Annotated in this window: 16 protein-coding genes, 1 tRNA gene, 2 rRNA genes, 1 other RNA gene and 1 other annotated feature; of the genes, 5 read left to right on the plus strand and 15 right to left on the minus strand. The window is 42.0% G+C overall.

The window, feature by feature from the left end:
* The 8 genes from BLL41_RS21520 to tadA all read right to left on the minus strand — a co-directional run.
* Positions 1 to 126, minus strand: a 16S ribosomal RNA gene (locus tag BLL41_RS21520); the annotation flags it as partial.
* 307 nt (positions 127 to 433) lie between these two features.
* On the minus strand, positions 434 to 697 hold the full coding sequence (gene bofA / locus BLL41_RS21525) for a sigma-K factor-processing regulator BofA (protein ID WP_064671160.1): 264 nt from the start codon (positions 695 to 697) through the stop codon (positions 434 to 436).
* A gap of 66 nt (positions 698 to 763) precedes the next feature.
* Positions 764 to 988: a YaaL family protein gene (locus tag BLL41_RS21530; RefSeq protein ID WP_014112283.1), complete on the minus strand. Its 225-nt coding sequence runs from the start codon at positions 986 to 988 to the stop codon at positions 764 to 766.
* A gap of 17 nt (positions 989 to 1,005) precedes the next feature.
* Positions 1,006 to 1,602: a recombination protein RecR gene (gene recR, locus BLL41_RS21535; RefSeq protein ID WP_003225425.1), complete on the minus strand. Its 597-nt coding sequence runs from the start codon at positions 1,600 to 1,602 to the stop codon at positions 1,006 to 1,008.
* Positions 1,603 to 1,616: 14 nt separating this feature from the next.
* Complete coding sequence (locus BLL41_RS21540; RefSeq protein ID WP_003225427.1) at positions 1,617 to 1,940, minus strand: YbaB/EbfC family nucleoid-associated protein; 324 nt, start codon at positions 1,938 to 1,940, stop codon at positions 1,617 to 1,619.
* 23 nt (positions 1,941 to 1,963) lie between these two features.
* Positions 1,964 to 3,655, minus strand: coding sequence for a DNA polymerase III subunit gamma/tau (dnaX, locus tag BLL41_RS21545; protein WP_071579370.1), 1,692 nt, complete (start codon positions 3,653 to 3,655; stop codon positions 1,964 to 1,966).
* 129 nt (positions 3,656 to 3,784) lie between these two features.
* An RNA gene (gene ffs / locus BLL41_RS21550) (signal recognition particle sRNA large type) lies at positions 3,785 to 4,049 on the minus strand.
* A gap of 82 nt (positions 4,050 to 4,131) precedes the next feature.
* Positions 4,132 to 4,617, minus strand: coding sequence for a tRNA adenosine(34) deaminase TadA (tadA, locus tag BLL41_RS21555; protein WP_071579371.1), 486 nt, complete (start codon positions 4,615 to 4,617; stop codon positions 4,132 to 4,134).
* A gap of 85 nt (positions 4,618 to 4,702) precedes the next feature.
* Here tadA and BLL41_RS21560 point away from each other — a divergent pair, with 85 nt between their 5' ends.
* The 4 genes from BLL41_RS21560 to dck all read left to right on the plus strand — a co-directional run bounded on the left by BLL41_RS21560 (position 4,703) and on the right by dck (position 7,973).
* Positions 4,703 to 5,248: a cysteine hydrolase family protein gene (locus BLL41_RS21560; RefSeq protein WP_071579372.1), complete on the plus strand. Its 546-nt coding sequence runs from the start codon at positions 4,703 to 4,705 to the stop codon at positions 5,246 to 5,248.
* 63 nt (positions 5,249 to 5,311) lie between these two features.
* On the plus strand, positions 5,312 to 6,601 hold the full coding sequence (locus BLL41_RS21565; RefSeq protein WP_083428096.1) for a glycoside hydrolase family 18 protein: 1,290 nt from the start codon (positions 5,312 to 5,314) through the stop codon (positions 6,599 to 6,601).
* A 98-nt stretch (positions 6,602 to 6,699) separates the two neighbouring features.
* On the plus strand, positions 6,700 to 7,323 hold the full coding sequence (gene dgk, locus BLL41_RS21570; protein ID WP_071579374.1) for a deoxyguanosine kinase: 624 nt from the start codon (positions 6,700 to 6,702) through the stop codon (positions 7,321 to 7,323).
* The gene (dck, locus tag BLL41_RS21575) at positions 7,320 to 7,973 is read left to right on the plus strand and encodes a deoxyadenosine/deoxycytidine kinase (protein WP_071579375.1); all 654 of its coding nucleotides are present in this window, start codon (positions 7,320 to 7,322) and stop codon (positions 7,971 to 7,973) included. Before dgk ends, dck begins: the two co-directional genes overlap by 4 nt.
* A 111-nt stretch (positions 7,974 to 8,084) precedes the next feature.
* On the opposite strand, the gene BLL41_RS21580 is transcribed toward dck, so the two are convergent.
* From BLL41_RS21580 to guaB, 6 genes are all read right to left on the minus strand, one after another.
* Positions 8,085 to 8,177: transfer RNA gene (locus BLL41_RS21580), tRNA-Ser, on the minus strand.
* A 134-nt stretch (positions 8,178 to 8,311) separates the two neighbouring features.
* Positions 8,312 to 9,589 carry a serine--tRNA ligase gene (serS, locus tag BLL41_RS21585; protein ID WP_071579376.1) on the minus strand — a complete coding sequence of 426 codons (1,278 nt, stop codon included), beginning with the start codon at positions 9,587 to 9,589 and terminating at the stop codon, positions 8,312 to 8,314.
* A gap of 54 nt (positions 9,590 to 9,643) precedes the next feature.
* Positions 9,644 to 9,856 (minus strand) — a binding site (T-box leader).
* Between the two features lie 52 nt (positions 9,857 to 9,908).
* Entirely contained in the window at positions 9,909 to 10,499 is a 591-nt protein-coding gene (pdxT, locus tag BLL41_RS21590) for a pyridoxal 5'-phosphate synthase glutaminase subunit PdxT (RefSeq protein WP_071579377.1), read from the minus strand.
* A gap of 21 nt (positions 10,500 to 10,520) precedes the next feature.
* The gene (gene pdxS / locus BLL41_RS21595) at positions 10,521 to 11,405 is read right to left on the minus strand and encodes a pyridoxal 5'-phosphate synthase lyase subunit PdxS (protein WP_003247145.1); all 885 of its coding nucleotides are present in this window, start codon (positions 11,403 to 11,405) and stop codon (positions 10,521 to 10,523) included.
* 196 nt (positions 11,406 to 11,601) lie between these two features.
* Positions 11,602 to 12,933, minus strand: a complete 1,332-nt coding sequence (dacA, locus tag BLL41_RS21600; protein ID WP_071579378.1) for a D-alanyl-D-alanine carboxypeptidase — start codon at positions 12,931 to 12,933, stop codon at positions 11,602 to 11,604.
* Positions 12,934 to 13,085: 152 nt separating this feature from the next.
* Positions 13,086 to 14,552, minus strand: a complete 1,467-nt coding sequence (guaB, locus tag BLL41_RS21605) for an IMP dehydrogenase (RefSeq protein WP_003226803.1) — start codon at positions 14,550 to 14,552, stop codon at positions 13,086 to 13,088.
* A 120-nt stretch (positions 14,553 to 14,672) separates the two neighbouring features.
* Here guaB and BLL41_RS21610 point away from each other — a divergent pair, with 120 nt between their 5' ends.
* The gene (locus tag BLL41_RS21610; RefSeq protein WP_071579379.1) at positions 14,673 to 15,620 is read left to right on the plus strand and encodes a YaaC family protein; all 948 of its coding nucleotides are present in this window, start codon (positions 14,673 to 14,675) and stop codon (positions 15,618 to 15,620) included.
* Between the two features lie 41 nt (positions 15,621 to 15,661).
* On the opposite strand, the gene rrf is transcribed toward BLL41_RS21610, so the two are convergent.
* A 5S ribosomal RNA gene (rrf, locus tag BLL41_RS21615) occupies positions 15,662 to 15,754 on the minus strand; the annotation flags it as partial.

The following is a 15,754-nucleotide window of genomic DNA, read 5'->3' on the forward strand; positions in this document are numbered from 1 at the left end:
TACCCACGTGTTACTCACCCGTCCGCCGCTAACATCAGGGAGCAAGCTCCCATCTGTCCGCTCGACTTGCATGTATTAGGCACGCCGCCAGCGTTCGTCCTGAGCCAGGATCAAACTCTCCGATAAATGGATCACAGGTTAAGTCCACCGCATCCTGCGGCGACACCTGTGTGACCTGCGTCGTGCAGGCCTAGTTTGACTGACTACGCACATCGCTGTGCAATTTATAAAAAATGAATTAACAGGTACGTTTTGTCTTGTTTAGTTTTCAAAGAACTTTATCCATCGCTCTTTAAGCGACTTTATTATTATAACATTTAACGTCACTACTGTCAATAACTTTTTATCATTTTCTTTTCAAAAAAGCCATTCGTCATCAGCGACGTATACTAGAATAACACCTTCACTTATCGAAGTCAATACATAATATCAATTAAATAATAAATTGCTTAATGACGACTAACGCAGCTATTCCCGGTATTCCTAAAATCCCGCTGATAGCTGTTGTGGCTAGATTAATCGGCACATGAATGCCAAGACTGCCGCCAAACATATTTACACAAACCAGCAGCAAAGCACCCGCTACAAATTTAACAGCTGTGATGCCAATCCACTTTAAAGGTTTCGCAGCTGAACCTGATAAAAAAAGAAGAATAACCAGTCCTAAAATAATCCCAATAATAAAAATAGGCTCCATGAATCTTCTCATCTCCTTCGCTTGTTCTAGTACAAGCTTATGAGAAGATCCAGGAGTTTAGACCACTTACTTCCACCGGCTGATTTTTAAATTTCGCTGCTTCGCTTCCCTTAAGTAAAAAAAATACTTCGCTTCAGCTACTTTCAATTCGTATAACACTTCAGCAGACGGTTCTAAGCTTTTTTCGACCAGCTTCTTCTGCCTGTTCCACTCTTCCTTTTGCTTAAAGAGCTGCTCGATTAGTTTTTCATCAAACTCTCTTCTCAATGTTTTCTTGCGAAGAAAACCCATGGATCGCTTTTTCCTCCTTACAATTCACGTCTTCCTTCAAGTGCTTTAGAAAGAGTGACCTCATCAGCATATTCCAAATCGCCGCCGACGGGCAGTCCGTGGGCAATACGGGAGAGCTTAATACCAGACGGCTTAAGGAGCCTTGATATATACATCGCCGTTGCTTCCCCTTCTATATTAGGGTTTGTCGCGAGAATCACTTCTGTCACTTGATCATCCTGTAATCGTTTTAACAATTCTGGTATTTTAATATCCTCCGGTCCGATGCCGTCCATTGGAGAAATAGCGCCGTGAAGAACGTGATACTGTCCATTGTATTCCTTCATTTTCTCCATAGCGATAACATCCTTAGGGTCTTGCACAACACAGATAACAGATTTATCCCTGCGCGTATCTTCACATATATAGCAAGGGTCCTGATCTGTAATATGCCCGCAAACTGAACAATATGTCAGATTGCGTTTCGCATTTACTAGTGCTTTCGCAAAATCTAATACCACATCTTCTTTCATACCTAGAACAAAAAAAGCCAGACGAACCGCTGTTTTCGGTCCGATCCCTGGCAATTTCATAAAGCTGTCTATCAGCTTTGATATTGGTTCAGGATATTGCATGTTCTTTTATCCCCCTAGAATAAACCTGGCATGTTCATTCCTTTTGTAAATTGACCCATTGTTTCGTTTGTGATTTCGTCAACTTTTTTCAAAGCTTCATTCGTTGCAGCAAGCACTAAGTCTTGAAGCATATCAATATCTTCCGGATCAACGACTTCTTCTTTGATGATAACATCCAGGATTTCTTTTTGGCCGTTTGCTTTTACTGTTACCATACCGCCGCCTGCAGTTCCTTCAACAACCTTTTCTGCAAGCTCTTCTTGAGCCTTCGCCATGTCCTTTTGCATTTTTTGCATTTGTTTCATCATTTTTTGCATATTACCCATTCCGCCACGCATAGCATTCACTCTCTTTCATTTTGTTAGTCTTTTATTTCAATTAAATCCGCTCCAACAAGCTTTTTCGCTTCGGCAATAAGCGGGTCTTCTTCAGCCGGTTCATTTGATCCTTCATTTTCCTGCTGATGATCTTCTAAAAATTCTTCTCTTATTTTACCCCATTGTGCTTCTGGAACGCCAATCAAATCCATTCTTTTTCCGAGCATCGATTCTAAAATCTGCTCAAGATTAGTTCGGACTCCGTTGTTATCCTCAGCGACCATTTTACAATGAATTTCATATTTGAATTTCAGGACAAATGCCGCGGAGGCAGCAGCCACAGGTTCACTGTCATTCAGCAAAGCGGCATGTGATACTTTGTTTTGCTGTTTGAGATGAGCAAGAAGCTTGCCCCAGCTGTTTCTAAGCAGATCAAGATCAGGTCTTGTGGCTTCTTTCAAAATTTCATGGATTCTGCCTACTGGCGCTTTGTAATTGGATTTCCCGCCCTTTGGCACACGCGGCGTTTCTTTTTTGGGGCTTTCCGCAGCTGCTTTTATGCCCGTTGTTTTAAGCCGCTCTACTTCCTGTTCAAGTTGCTGAATTTTTTTCATCAGCATGTCCACTTCCGGGAGGTCAGCAGCAGATTGATGTGAGGTTTGGCAAATCTTCACCACGGCCACTTCGAAAAAGATACGCGGATGATTTGTCCATTTCATTTCCTGGTGGCTCTTGTTCAGAATATCAATCATTTCATATATGGCCTGAGCCGGAATTTGTTCACTTAGTCCCCTGAACGTTTCATCGACTTTTACTTTTTCAAGCACTCCCTCTAAGCCAGGGGCTGTTTTATATAGCAGCATGTCCCTGAAATAGAAAATCATATCTTCTATCAGCTTAGCTGGATCTTTCCCTTGCTGTAGCAATTCATTTAATGTTTCCAGTGCGTCAGAAACATTTTTTTCATGCAGGGATTGTGCAAGCTTCCCGATATACAATTGAGAAACAGCACCCGTAATCAAAAGCGCATCCTCGACTTTCAGGACATCACCGCTGAATGATACGGCCTGATCAAGAAGGCTCAGGGCATCCCTCATCCCTCCGTCTGCAGCACTCGCAATGATATCCAGCGACCCTTCCTCCACTTGCAGCTGTTCGGCATCAACAATTTTATTCATGCGCCCTACAATCGCTTGGGAGGTAATTCGTTTAAAGTCAAAACGCTGACATCTGGAGATAATGGTTAAAGGAATTTTGTGCGGTTCAGTTGTTGCTAGAATGAAAATACAATGCTCAGGCGGCTCTTCTAATGTTTTTAGTAATGCATTAAAAGCGCCGATAGAAAGCATATGCACCTCATCTATGATATATACCTTATACGTGACAGCCGATGGGGCAAACTTCACTTTATCGCGAATGTCACGAATCTCATCAACACCGTTATTAGATGCGGCGTCAATTTCTATGACATCGGATATTGACCCGCTTGTTATCCCTTTACAGGCCGCACATTCGTTGCATGGCTCATCAACAGGAGCATGTTCACAGTTAACAGCCTTGGCAAATATTTTGGCTGCACTGGTTTTTCCGGTTCCTCTAGGCCCGGAAAACAGATAGGCGTGAGAAAACTTTTTTTGCAAAAGGGCATTTTGCAGCGTTTTTGTAATGTGTTCTTGTCCGACCACATCTTCAAAGCGCTGAGGCCTGAATACTCGATATAAAGCTTGGTAACTCACGGGTTTGCCCTCCTCCGTTATTCATCATTCCCATTATACATGAACCTTGTTTCGATTCCAAAAGCTCTTTTTACATAACAAAAGACTCACCTAATCTTAGGTGAGTCTGAAAATTTGATGATTGATTTACCGTGCACCTTCTGTCGATTCGCTACCCTAAGCGTTACTTAAGCAGTTAGCTCGGCCCAGGCAACCCTGCGGCACATGAGAGGTTTCACTTAATGCTGCTTCCTTCCGGACCTGACATGGTTCATGAATTCCCATTGCGCAGGACCCAAACGTCAACACCACTTACTTAAGGCAGACCTTAAAGTAAACGAACCTCGAGAAGGGATTCGGCCCTGCTAGAGCGGATTGCAGGTACAGGGCACCGCTACCTCCCCGCTTAGCACGGCAAAATAAATATCAAATTTTATGTTGCATCTATTACGATGCACACTTAAGTATATCTGTTTCCCCTAAAAATTGCAACCGTACTATTCAGACAAGTTTTTCCTGGCGGCTTTCTTCTTTTTTCTTAGTTCTCTGAAAAACGCACTGAGCATTCCGCCGCATTCTTCCTCAAGCACACCGCCCACCACTTCAGCCTGATGATTAAAGCGCTCCTCCTGAAGAAGGTTCATTAACGTACCTGAACAGCCTCCTTTCGGATCGAATGCGCCAAATACCACTTTTTCCACTCGTGAAAGCACAACGGCACCGGCGCACATCGGACAAGGCTCAAGCGTCACATAAAGAGTCGCACCTTCCAGCCGCCACGTTCCTAACGCCTTACACGCTTCATCAATCACGAGCATTTCTGCATGAGCGATCGATCGCTGCTCCGTCTCTCTTAAATTATGTGCACGCGCTATAATTTCATCATTAACGACAAGCACCGCGCCTATTGGCACTTCACCTTTCTCTCCAGCCTTTTTTGCTTCTTTTATTGCTTCTTTCATATAAAGTTCATCTTGTGTCATAAGAATAAGCTCTCTTTTCAAAGTTTTTTCATTGCCTAAAAAGGCTACATATTAACTATAACTGAAACGGAAAGGAGACTGTCGATTGTCCAAAGCAGACACAGCCCTTCTCATTGTAGACATGATCAATAATTTTGAATTCGATATGGGAGAAACCCTCGCTAAAAAAACAGAAAAAATCGTTCCTCATATTTTATCATTAAAGGAGCACGCGAGACAAAATGACTGGCCGATTATTTACATCAACGATCATTATGGACTATGGCAAGCTGATATTAAAAATATTCAGCAAGAATGTTCAAATGAAAAAAGCAAGGATATCATCACAAAGATAGCTCCGAAAGATGCTGATTATTTTTTAATCAAACCGAAACATTCCGCTTTTTACGAAACTGCACTTCACACTCTTCTTACTGAGTTGCAGGTGAAACAAATCATCTTAACAGGTATAGCCGGCAATATATGTGTGCTGTTTACCGCTAATGACGCTTACATGAGGGAATACAGCATCACAATTCCTAAGGACTGCATCGCCTCAAACAGTGACGAGGATAATGAATTCGCCTTAACTATGATGGAGAATGTTCTTTTCGCAGAAATTACGACGGAAAAACAAATTACAGAAAAATAAACATGATCAGCGCTTTTCTTTCATACATTGATAGCGATATGAAAGGAGGCGTTTTTCATTCAAATTTATGTAGTAAAACAAGGCGACACTCTTTCTGCTATCGCTTCACAATACAAAACAACCGTAAGTGAGATTACAGAAACGAATGAAATACCGAATCCCGACAGCCTTGTTGTCGGACAAACCATTGTCATTCCAATTGCTGGCCAGTTCTATGATGTGAAGCGAGGTGATACCCTGACATCCATCGCCCGGCAGTTCAATACAACAGCAGCCGAGCTCGCCAGGGTTAACCGCATCCAATTAAATACCGTGCTTCAGATTGGTTTCCGTTTATACATCCCTCCGGCTCCTAAACGGGATATCGAATCAAATGCTTATTTGGAGCCACGCGGAAATCAAGTCAGCGAAAATCTCCAGCAGGCGGCCAGAGAAGCGTCGCCCTACTTAACGTACTTGGGCGCATTCAGCTTCCAGGCACAACGTAACGGAGCATTAGTCGCTCCGCCTTTAACGAATTTAAGGAGCATTACAGAAAGTCAAAATACAACATTGATGATGATTATAACGAACTTAGAAAACCAGGCATTTAGCGATGAGCTCGGGCGGATCCTTTTGAACGACGAAACTGTAAAAAGAAGGCTTCTAAATGAAATAGTCGAGAACGCCAGAAGGTATGGCTTCCGTGACATTCATTTCGACTTTGAATATTTGCGGCCCGAGGATAGAGAAGCCTATAATCAATTTCTACGCGAAGCGAGGGATCTTTTCCATCGAGAGGGCTTAGGAATTTCCACGGCTCTAGCGCCTAAAACAAGTGCAACACAGCAGGGCAGATGGTATGAAGCTCATGATTACAGGGCACATGGCCAAATTGTCGACTTTGTTGTTCTCATGACATATGAATGGGGCTATAGCGGCGGGCCGCCTCAAGCAGTTTCTCCAATTGGCCCTGTCCGGGATGTCATAGAATATGCTTTGACTGAAATGCCAGCGAACAAAATCGTCATGGGCCAGAATTTATATGGATATGACTGGACGTTGCCATATAAAGCAGGGGGAACTCCGGCAAGAGCAGTAAGCCCTCAGCAAGCCATTGTCATAGCTGATCAGAACAATGCTTCCATTCAGTATGACCAAACCGCTCAAGCTCCTTTCTTCCGCTATACTGATTCAGAAAATAGAAGACACGAGGTATGGTTCGAGGATGCCCGCTCAATCCAAGCAAAATTCAATCTGATTAAAGAACTGAATTTAAGAGGCATCAGCTATTGGAAGCTGGGTCTTTCCTTCCCGCAAAACTGGCTGCTGCTGTCTGATCAATTTAATGTTGTCAAATTGACGTTTCGATAAATTGGAAACGTCTTTTTTTCATGGGGGCACCCAAGGGTTGTGATACAATATGAAGGTCGGTAACTGACGCACGTTTTTCAGATATAAGGAGGATTCCGATGAATACAGCCCCTTTTATTGCAATAGAAGGTCCTATCGGGGCAGGAAAAACAACCCTCGCAACGATGCTCTCACAAGAGTTCGGATTCCCTATGATCAATGAGATTGTGGAGGATAACCCGTACCTTGATAAGTTTTATGACAATATAGAGGAATGGAGCTTCCAGCTCGAGATGTTTTTTCTTTGTCACAGATACAAACAGCTTGAAGACACCAGTGATCACTTTTTAAAAAAGGGACAGCCAGTGATAGCTGATTATCATATTTATAAAAATGTGATTTTTGCGGAACGTACCCTGTCTCAACATCAGCTGGAAAAGTACAAAAAGATCTATCACCTGCTAACGGATGATCTGCCAAAGCCGAATTTCATCATTTACATAAAGGCCAGTCTGCCTACATTGCTACACCGCATTGAAAAACGCGGGCGTCCCTTTGAGAAAAAAATTGAAACAAGCTATTTGGAGCAGCTGATTTCAGATTATGAAGTCGCCATCAAGCAGCTGCAGGAAGCAGATCCTGACCTTACAGTGTTAACCTTAGATGGTGATTCAAAGGATTTCGTTTTGAATAAGAGCGACTTTGAACGCATTGCCGCCCATGTAAAGGAGCTTATCGTATGAAGGAACATCATATCCCTAAGAATTCAATTATTACAGTAGCAGGAACAGTAGGTGTCGGAAAATCGACTTTAACCAAAACTTTAGCTAAACGGATTGGATTTAAAACATCTTTGGAGGAAGTCGATCATAATCCATACTTGGAAAAGTTCTATCATGATTTTGAACGTTGGAGCTTTCACCTTCAAATTTATTTCTTAGCTGAACGCTTCAAAGAACAGAAAACGATTTTTGAAGCAGGCGGAGGATTTGTACAGGATCGTTCGATTTATGAAGACACAGGAATTTTCGCAAAAATGCATGCAGATAAAGGGACAATGTCAAAGGTCGATTATAAAACTTACACAAGCCTTTTTGAAGCAATGGTGATGACACCGTATTTCCCACACCCAGATGTGTTGATCTATTTAGAAGGAGATCTGGAGAACATTTTAAACCGGATTGAACAACGCGGACGTGAGATGGAGCTTCAGACTAGCCGGTCTTATTGGGAAGAAATGCATACACGCTATGAAAACTGGATAAGCGGTTTTAACGCCTGTCCTGTTTTAAAACTTCGCATTGAAGATTATGATCTGCTGAACGACGAAAACTCAATTGAAAATATTGTAGATCAAATCGCTTCAATTATTCATGGCAATCAAAAAAAGTGAATCTCGACTGAGATTCACTTTTTCATTATAATAAAAAATCCGTCGCACAGAATGCAACGGACAAAACAATCTCCAATATATGCTTGTGTTTCATTAGAATTAAAATCAATATGGCGGAGGAAGAGGGATTCGAACCCCCGCGGGCTTTGACACCCCTGTCGGTTTTCAAGACCGATCCCTTCAGCCGGACTTGGGTATTCCTCCGTATCGACAAGACTTACTATATCATGTATGTTCTCATGTGGTCAAGCATTTTTAAAAACTTTTTTTGTTTTTATGAAAATGTCGTGTTTGCATAAGCAAAAAGGCGCACCTTGTTAGGCACGCCTTTATATCATTTATGGTTTCATTACTTCTCTATTCCCCATATAAGGACGAAGCACCTTCGGAATCACAACGCTTCCGTCTTCCTGCTGATAATTTTCTAAGATAGCGGCAACTGTTCTTCCAACCGCCAGTCCTGAACCGTTCAGTGTGTGTACATGCTCAGGCTTGCCTTTCGCTTCACGTCTGAAACGAATATTCGCACGTCTCGCCTGGAACGCTTCGAAGTTGCTGCAAGAAGAGATTTCTCGATATGTGTCTTGGCTCGGAATCCAAACTTCGATATCGTATTTTTTCGCAGCCGTAAAGCCCAAGTCACCCGTACACATGCTCATGACACGGTATGGAAGCTCAAGCAGCTGAAGAACCCGTTCTGCTTGGTTTGTAAGCTTCTCTAATTCCTCATAAGAATCTTCAGGCTTCACAAACTTCACAAGCTCAACTTTATTAAATTGGTGCTGACGAATTAATCCGCGTGTGTCACGTCCTGCTGAACCCGCTTCAGAACGGAAGCAAGCACTGAATGCCGCATAGTTGATCGGCAGGCTGTCACCTGAAAGGATTTCATCGCGATGCATGTTTGTAATCGGCACTTCTGCAGTCGGAATTAAGAAGTAATCTTCTTCCCTGATTTTAAATGCATCCTCTTCAAATTTAGGAAGCTGCCCCGTTCCCGTCATGCTCGCACGGTTTACCATATATGGCGGGATCACTTCAGTATAGTTATACTCATCCACATGCAGATCAAGCATAAAGTTATAAAGCGCACGCTCCAGACGAGCACCTAACCCTTTATAGAACACGAAACGGCTTCCTGTTACTTTGGCAGCACGTTCGAAATCCAGAATACCCAGCTCATCCGCAATATCCCAGTGCGGCTTCGGCTCGTAAGAAAATGAAGGTTTTTCACCCCATTTACGCACTTCTATGTTGTCGTCTTCTGTTTCACCGACAGGTACAGAATCATGCGGAATATTTGGGATTGAAAGAAGGATTGTATCAAGCTCAGCTTCTACTGTTCTTAATTCCTCATCAAGTTTTTTAATTTCTTCGCCGACTTCACGCATTTCTTTAATAATGTGGTCCGCGTCTTTTTTCCCACGTTTCAGCACAGCAACTTGCTGAGACACTTCATTCCGTTTTCCTTTTAACTCTTCCACCTTGCCGATAAGCTCTCTTCGTCTATCATCCAACGCCTCAAACTTATCAAAATCAGTTAAGTCTTCGCCTTTGTGAACAAGCTTCGCTTTAATTTCTTGAAAATTTGCTCTCAGCATTTTCGTATCAAGCATGCGAAACACTCCTTTTTATTGATTTGTCGAAAATAAAAAGAGCCCTCGTCCCCATAAAGGGACGAGAGCTCTCGCGTTGCCACCCTGATTGAAAACAAATCAAAGACTCATTTTCCACTTTCACACATAACGGTTATCCCGTAAATGCCTACTTGTTTCAGCATTTCGCTCAAGGATGGATTCAGACAGCATCTTTCACCGATTCGCACCAACCATCGGCTCTCTTAGAAAGAGAGGCTCCCTACTAGTTCCTATCAACGCTTTTCGATCTTTATTTGTGCTTATAATGTACTATAAGTTTCCACAGCTTTCAACTGTTTTATACAAGTGCCTTCTGTTTGTATTCCTCAACCATTTGAACAAACAGCTGTGTCACTCGGTGATCTTCTGTCAGTTCCGGATGGAATGAGCAGCCTAGGAATTGCCCCTGTTTCGCGGCTACAATACGACCATTATGCTCCGATAGAACTTCCACATTTTCACCAGCTTCTAAAATATGCGGCGCACGGATGAATACCCCAGTAAAAGGCTCATCCAAGCCTTTAATTGTTAAATCAGCTTCAAAGCTGTCAACCTGCCGGCCAAATGAATTGCGTTCTACAACCACATTCAAAAGGCCTAAATGAGGATTATCTGAACCAGCAATTTCTTTTGCTAATATAATTAATCCAGCACATGTTCCAAACATCGGTTTACCCTGAGCAGCGAATTCACGAAGCGGCTCCATGAATTGATACGTATCGATCAAACGGCGCATCGTCGTGCTCTCACCGCCCGGCAAAATCAACCCATCAATTTCGTTCAGCTGCTCCGGACGTTTTACGACAAGACCAGCTGCGCCGCATGCTTCAATCGCATGGATGTGCTCTCTAACTGCTCCTTGAAGTCCTAGTACACCTATTGTTAACATGTCAGCAGCACTCCTATATTCTTACCAGCCGCGTTCTTGCATACGCTGTTCTGGAAGTAAGTTTGAGATTTCAATCCCTTTCATTGCAGTACCAAGTTCTTTTGAAAGCTCAGCGATCAATTTGTAATCAGTGAAGTGAGTTGTTGCTTCCACAATTGCTTTCGCAAATTTAGCAGGGTTGTCTGATTTGAAAATACCAGAACCAACAAATACTCCATCAGCACCAAGCTGCATCATGAGAGCAGCATCAGCTGGAGTTGCAACGCCGCCAGCGGCAAAGTTAACGACAGGAAGCTTGCCGTCTTTTTTAATCTGAAGAAGAAGCTCGTAAGGAGCACCTAAGTTTTTCGCTTCTGTCATTAGTTCATCCTCACTCATCGCAACTACTTTGCGCACTTGAGCGTTAACTTTACGCATATGGCGAACAGCCTCAACAATATTACCCGTTCCAGGCTCACCTTTTGTACGAAGCATAGAAGCACCTTCCGCAATACGGCGTGTTGCTTCACCAAGATCACGGCAGCCACAAACAAAAGGAACTGTGTATTCATTTTTATTTAAATGAAATTCTTCGTCAGCCGGAGTCAGAACTTCACTTTCATCAATATAATCAACACCCATAGCTTCAAGCACACGCGCTTCGACAATATGTCCGATACGCGCTTTTGCCATTACCGGGATAGATACTGCATTCATTACTTCTTCCACGATTGTAGGGTCAGCCATACGGGCAACTCCTCCAGCCGCACGAATATCAGCCGGCACACGTTCTAGCGCCATTACAGCGACAGCTCCAGCTTCTTCAGCAATTTTCGCTTGTTCCGCATTGATGACGTCCATGATGACGCCGCCTTTTTGCATTTCTGCCATTCCGCGTTTTACACGTTCAGTACCTGTTTGAGCCATTTCTTGGTCCCCCTAATCAAGGTATAGTTATATGATTTCTAATCCTTATTGTATCCTAGAAATCCAATATTTCATATGGATATATATTATTTTATTCGGTTTTTAGCGCTTTGAAAAACATTTTTTATTAAAAATTGGGTTTTTTCAGTATATTAAGCGAAAGAGCCCTAACATCCATCAGAGCTCTTTCAATTGATTAAAACCAGCCGGTTACCGTATCAACAATACTTCCCCAAATACCGGCGAAAAATCCGCCGATACTGCGCATTGTCAGAACAAACCAGTTTGCTTTTTCTACATTTTCTTTTGTCACAAGGTCTACGCCAGCCAGATCGCTGTTAAGGAATCCGTAATCCTTTTCATCACCTGTGTATTCCGCAGTCAGCTTTCCAACTTTGGCTCCTTTTTTCACAGGAGCAGTTAAGTTGTCTTTATTCAATGTGACCTTCGCTTTGTAATTTTTTTCTTCACCATTTTTGACAGGAAGAGAGAACGCCTTGTTTGTCACAATGCCTACTTCTTTCTCTTTACCCTTATCAACCGAAATTGTTTTATGGCCTTTTACTTGATCGCCTTTAGCATAAATTTCTTTCATGGAGAAATTGTCGAAAGCATAATCAAACATTTTTTTCGTTTCATCGAAACGGCCTGTATGAAGGTTGCCCTTTGCATTTAATACAACAGTGATGACACGCATGCCGTTGCGTTCAGCTGTTCCTGTAAAGCATGAACCCGCAGAGTCAGTAGAACCTGTTTTCAGTCCGTCTACAGTCGCTTTTTTATACTCGCTGACAAGTCCCTTCAGCATAAAGTTCCAGTTCGGCATGTCCATTTCATCATCGGTGCCTTCTCTGAATTTCGTTTTGGCGATACTGGAAGTCTCCAGAATCTCAGGGTAGTCAGTAATCAAGTGATCCGCAAGAATCGCCATATCCTTTGCAGAAACTTCACTTTCTTCATTTACGCTTGTCCCCTCAGGCTGATGCCCGTGAAGATCTTTATTCTCAAGACCTGTTGCATTAACAAATTTATAATCTGTTAAGCCTAGTTCTTTTGCTTTTGCATTCATTTTTTCAACAAACTTAGTTTCAGAACCCGCAACGATTTCTGCAATCGCAATAGCAGCAGCATTTGCAGAATAAATTGCTGTAGCTTGATATAATTCTTTTACTGTGTATTTCCCGTCTTTCCGAAGAGGAACGTTTGATAAGCTGTTATCTTGGGAAATTTCATACACATAGTCATCAGGCGTATAGGTTTGGTCCCATTTCACTTTACCTTTGTCAATTGCTTCTAATAACAGATATTCTGTCATCATTTTTGTCATACTCGCAATTGGCAATCTCTTATCTGCATTTTTACTGTACAGAATTTTACCTGAAGAAGCTTCGATCATAATAGCAGCAGATGCATTGATATCAATTGGATCGCTGGCTGCTTTTGCTTTTGACATTGGAGCCAGACACGTGACAGCTAGGGTTAACACAACCAATGACATCAGTAGCTGTTTACATTTCTTGATGTTCAATCGTACGACCTCCGTATTTCATTTTCTTCATCTATAATTAAGCCGTTAAGGACATTTTCAATGCACAACAGTATAAATTTTATCATAATCAGTATAAAAAAAATAGACAGAGTCAGAGACCCTGTCAAATGTTTTTAATTTGTAACAATTTATTATGAAATTGTATAGTTAGGTGATTCTTTTGTAATCTGTACGTCATGCGGATGGCTTTCGCGAAGTCCTGCGCCAGTCATGCGAATGAACTGAGCTTCTTCTCTTAGCGCACGCAGATCTTTGGACCCGCAATACCCCATACCAGAACGAAGGCCTCCGACTAGCTGATAAACGGTTTCTTCAACTGGTCCTTTGTAAGGTGTGCGTCCTTCAATTCCTTCAGGAACAAATTTTTTGTTTTCTTCTTGGAAGTAACGGTCTTTACTTCCTTTTTCCATTGCAGCAACTGATCCCATGCCACGGTATACCTTAAATCTTCTGCCTTGGTAGATTTCAGTTTCACCAGGGCTTTCTGATGTGCCTGCAAGCAAGCTTCCGAGCATAACAGCATGTCCGCCGGCTGCCAATGCTTTAGTGATATCGCCAGAGAATTTAATCCCGCCGTCGGCGATGATTGTTTTGCCGTGTTTTCTTGCTTCAGTCGCACAATCATAAATTGCTGTAATTTGCGGAACACCGACGCCGGCTACAACGCGTGTAGTACAAATTGAACCAGGTCCTATTCCAACTTTGACAACGTCTGCTCCAGCTTCGATAAGCGCTCTTGTTGCTTCAGCAGTTGCCACGTTACCAGCGATAATATTTAATTCAGGATACGTTTCACGGATTTTTGTGACTGTGTTTAAAACACCTTGAGAATGTCCGTGAGCTGTATCGATAACAATCACATCAACATTGGCTTCAACAAGCTTTTTGACGCGAGTCATTGTATCACCAGTTACGCCAACTGCCGCACCAACGATCAGACGGCCGTGAATGTCTTTAGATGAGTTCGGGAACTCAATGACTTTTTCAATATCTTTAATGGTGATAAGACCTTTTAATTTGTTCTGGTCATCTACGAGAGGAAGCTTTTCAATTTTATGTTTCTGCAAAATCTTTTCAGCTTCATCCAGAGTAGTTCCTACAGATGCAGTAACAAGCTCTTCTTTCGTCATGACATCGCTGATTTTCATTGAGTAGTCAGAAATAAAACGAAGGTCACGGTTTGTAATAATTCCAACAAGCTTCTGGTCTTCTTCGTTATTTACAATCGGAACACCGGAAATTCTGTATTTCCCCATCAAATGCTCCGCATCAAATACTTGGTGATCAGGAGTTAAAAAGAAGGGATTTGTGATAACGCCGCGCTCAGAACGCTTTACTTTATCAACTTGTTCAGCCTGCTGTTCAATGGACATATTTTTGTGAATGATGCCCAAGCCGCCCTGTCTTGCCATTGCAATTGCCATTGCTGATTCTGTTACAGTGTCCATACCTGCGCTGATGACAGGAATATTTAGCTTTAACGTTTTTGTAAGTTCTACAGATAAATCCACATCACGCGGAAGTACCTCAGACTTGGCTGGCACAAGCAGCACATCGTCGAACGTTAAGCCTTCTTTTGAAAATTTACTTTCCCACATTAGTAAATCCCCCTCTTTTCGGCAAAATATTATATGTAGATTATCAACTAGCCAAGAGCATGTCAAGGAAGCGAGAAAGAGTTGAAATATTTAGATAACGGAAAGGATTAAGAAATACACATGACATATCATGAGTGGAAAGACTTAGCGCTATTTTACTCCGTTGAATCAACCCAGAAATTTCTAGAAAAGGTTTATACCTTAAACGGTATTGACGATGCGAAAAAAAACTCTTTTAAAAACAGTGAACGGTTTATTTATTTCTTAAAGCATGCCGAATCGTTTTATAAACAAGCCGCATATTCCCCATTAGAAATCAAACCGATCCTTTTATTTTATGGAATGGCACAACTTATCAAAGCATGTCTAATTACACGAGATCCTCATTATCCAAGCCATACATCTGTACTGGCACATGGCGTAACAACAAGAAAACGAAAGAAACAAAATTATTGTTTTAGCGACGATGAAGTGAAAATACAACGGAACGGCCTATGCATACATTTTATGAAACATTTATTCGGACAATCAGATATAGTAGATGAACGGTATACCATGAAAAAATTGTTAATGACGATTCCAGAACTAAGCGATATTTTCTACTTTCAGCAGAAAGAACGTTTTATGACAAAAGTTGAGAAGGATAAGAACAAAATTTTTGTACCAGAGGAAGTAGTCATCAATTATAAAATGTCTGATTCAAGGTTTGCTGAATATATGTCCCATCATTTTCAATGGTCTTTCGCAAAGAAAAATGAACACGGGCTGCTGTTTGAAATTTCACCGCAAGACAAGGAGCCATGGACATCAATCAGCTTATTGTTTGACATGGAAAAGAACCAATATTATATCCCTTCTCAAAGGGAGCAATTTCTGAGACTTCCCGAAATGACAATTCATTATTTGATTTTGTACAACGTTGGGATGATTGCAAGGTATGAAACAGAATGGTGGTATGAGTTATTAACACAGCATATAAGTGATGACTACGTGTTAATTCAGCAGTTTTTATTAGTAACAGAAAAGAAATTCCCTAAATACGCTTCACAGTTTCTTCTTCATTTTTAACAAACAAAAAAAACCCAGCTCAATGAGCTGGGTTTAAGCTTGCTTGGCGGCGTCCTACTCTCACAGGGGGAAACCCCCGACTACCATCGGCGCTGAAGAGCTTAACTTCCGTGTTCGGTATGGGAACGGGTGTG

It is taken from the genome of Bacillus sp. FMQ74, from assembly GCF_001875785.1.
GTDB lineage: Bacteria > Bacillota > Bacilli > Bacillales > Bacillaceae > Bacillus > Bacillus stercoris.

Excerpts from the sequence above, each read along its gene's own strand:
- bofA (WP_064671160.1), bottom strand. The coding sequence starts at position 697 with ATGGAGCCTATTTTTATTATTGGGATTATTTTAGGACTGGTTATTCTT.
- BLL41_RS21530 (WP_014112283.1), bottom strand. The coding sequence starts at position 988 with ATGGGTTTTCTTCGCAAGAAAACATTGAGAAGAGAGTTTGATGAAAAA.
- recR (WP_003225425.1), bottom strand. The coding sequence starts at position 1,602 with ATGCAATATCCTGAACCAATATCAAAGCTGATAGACAGCTTTATGAAA.
- BLL41_RS21540 (WP_003225427.1), bottom strand. The coding sequence starts at position 1,940 with ATGCGTGGCGGAATGGGTAATATGCAAAAAATGATGAAACAAATGCAA.
- tadA (WP_071579371.1), bottom strand. The coding sequence starts at position 4,617 with ATGACACAAGATGAACTTTATATGAAAGAAGCAATAAAAGAAGCAAAA.
- dgk (WP_071579374.1), top strand. The coding sequence starts at position 6,700 with ATGAATACAGCCCCTTTTATTGCAATAGAAGGTCCTATCGGGGCAGGA.
- dck (WP_071579375.1), top strand. The coding sequence starts at position 7,320 with ATGAAGGAACATCATATCCCTAAGAATTCAATTATTACAGTAGCAGGA.
- serS (WP_071579376.1), bottom strand. The coding sequence starts at position 9,589 with ATGCTTGATACGAAAATGCTGAGAGCAAATTTTCAAGAAATTAAAGCG.
- pdxT (WP_071579377.1), bottom strand. The coding sequence starts at position 10,499 with ATGTTAACAATAGGTGTACTAGGACTTCAAGGAGCAGTTAGAGAGCAC.
- pdxS (WP_003247145.1), bottom strand. The coding sequence starts at position 11,405 with ATGGCTCAAACAGGTACTGAACGTGTAAAACGCGGAATGGCAGAAATG.
- guaB (WP_003226803.1), bottom strand. The coding sequence starts at position 14,552 with ATGTGGGAAAGTAAATTTTCAAAAGAAGGCTTAACGTTCGACGATGTG.
- BLL41_RS21610 (WP_071579379.1), top strand. The coding sequence starts at position 14,673 with ATGACATATCATGAGTGGAAAGACTTAGCGCTATTTTACTCCGTTGAA.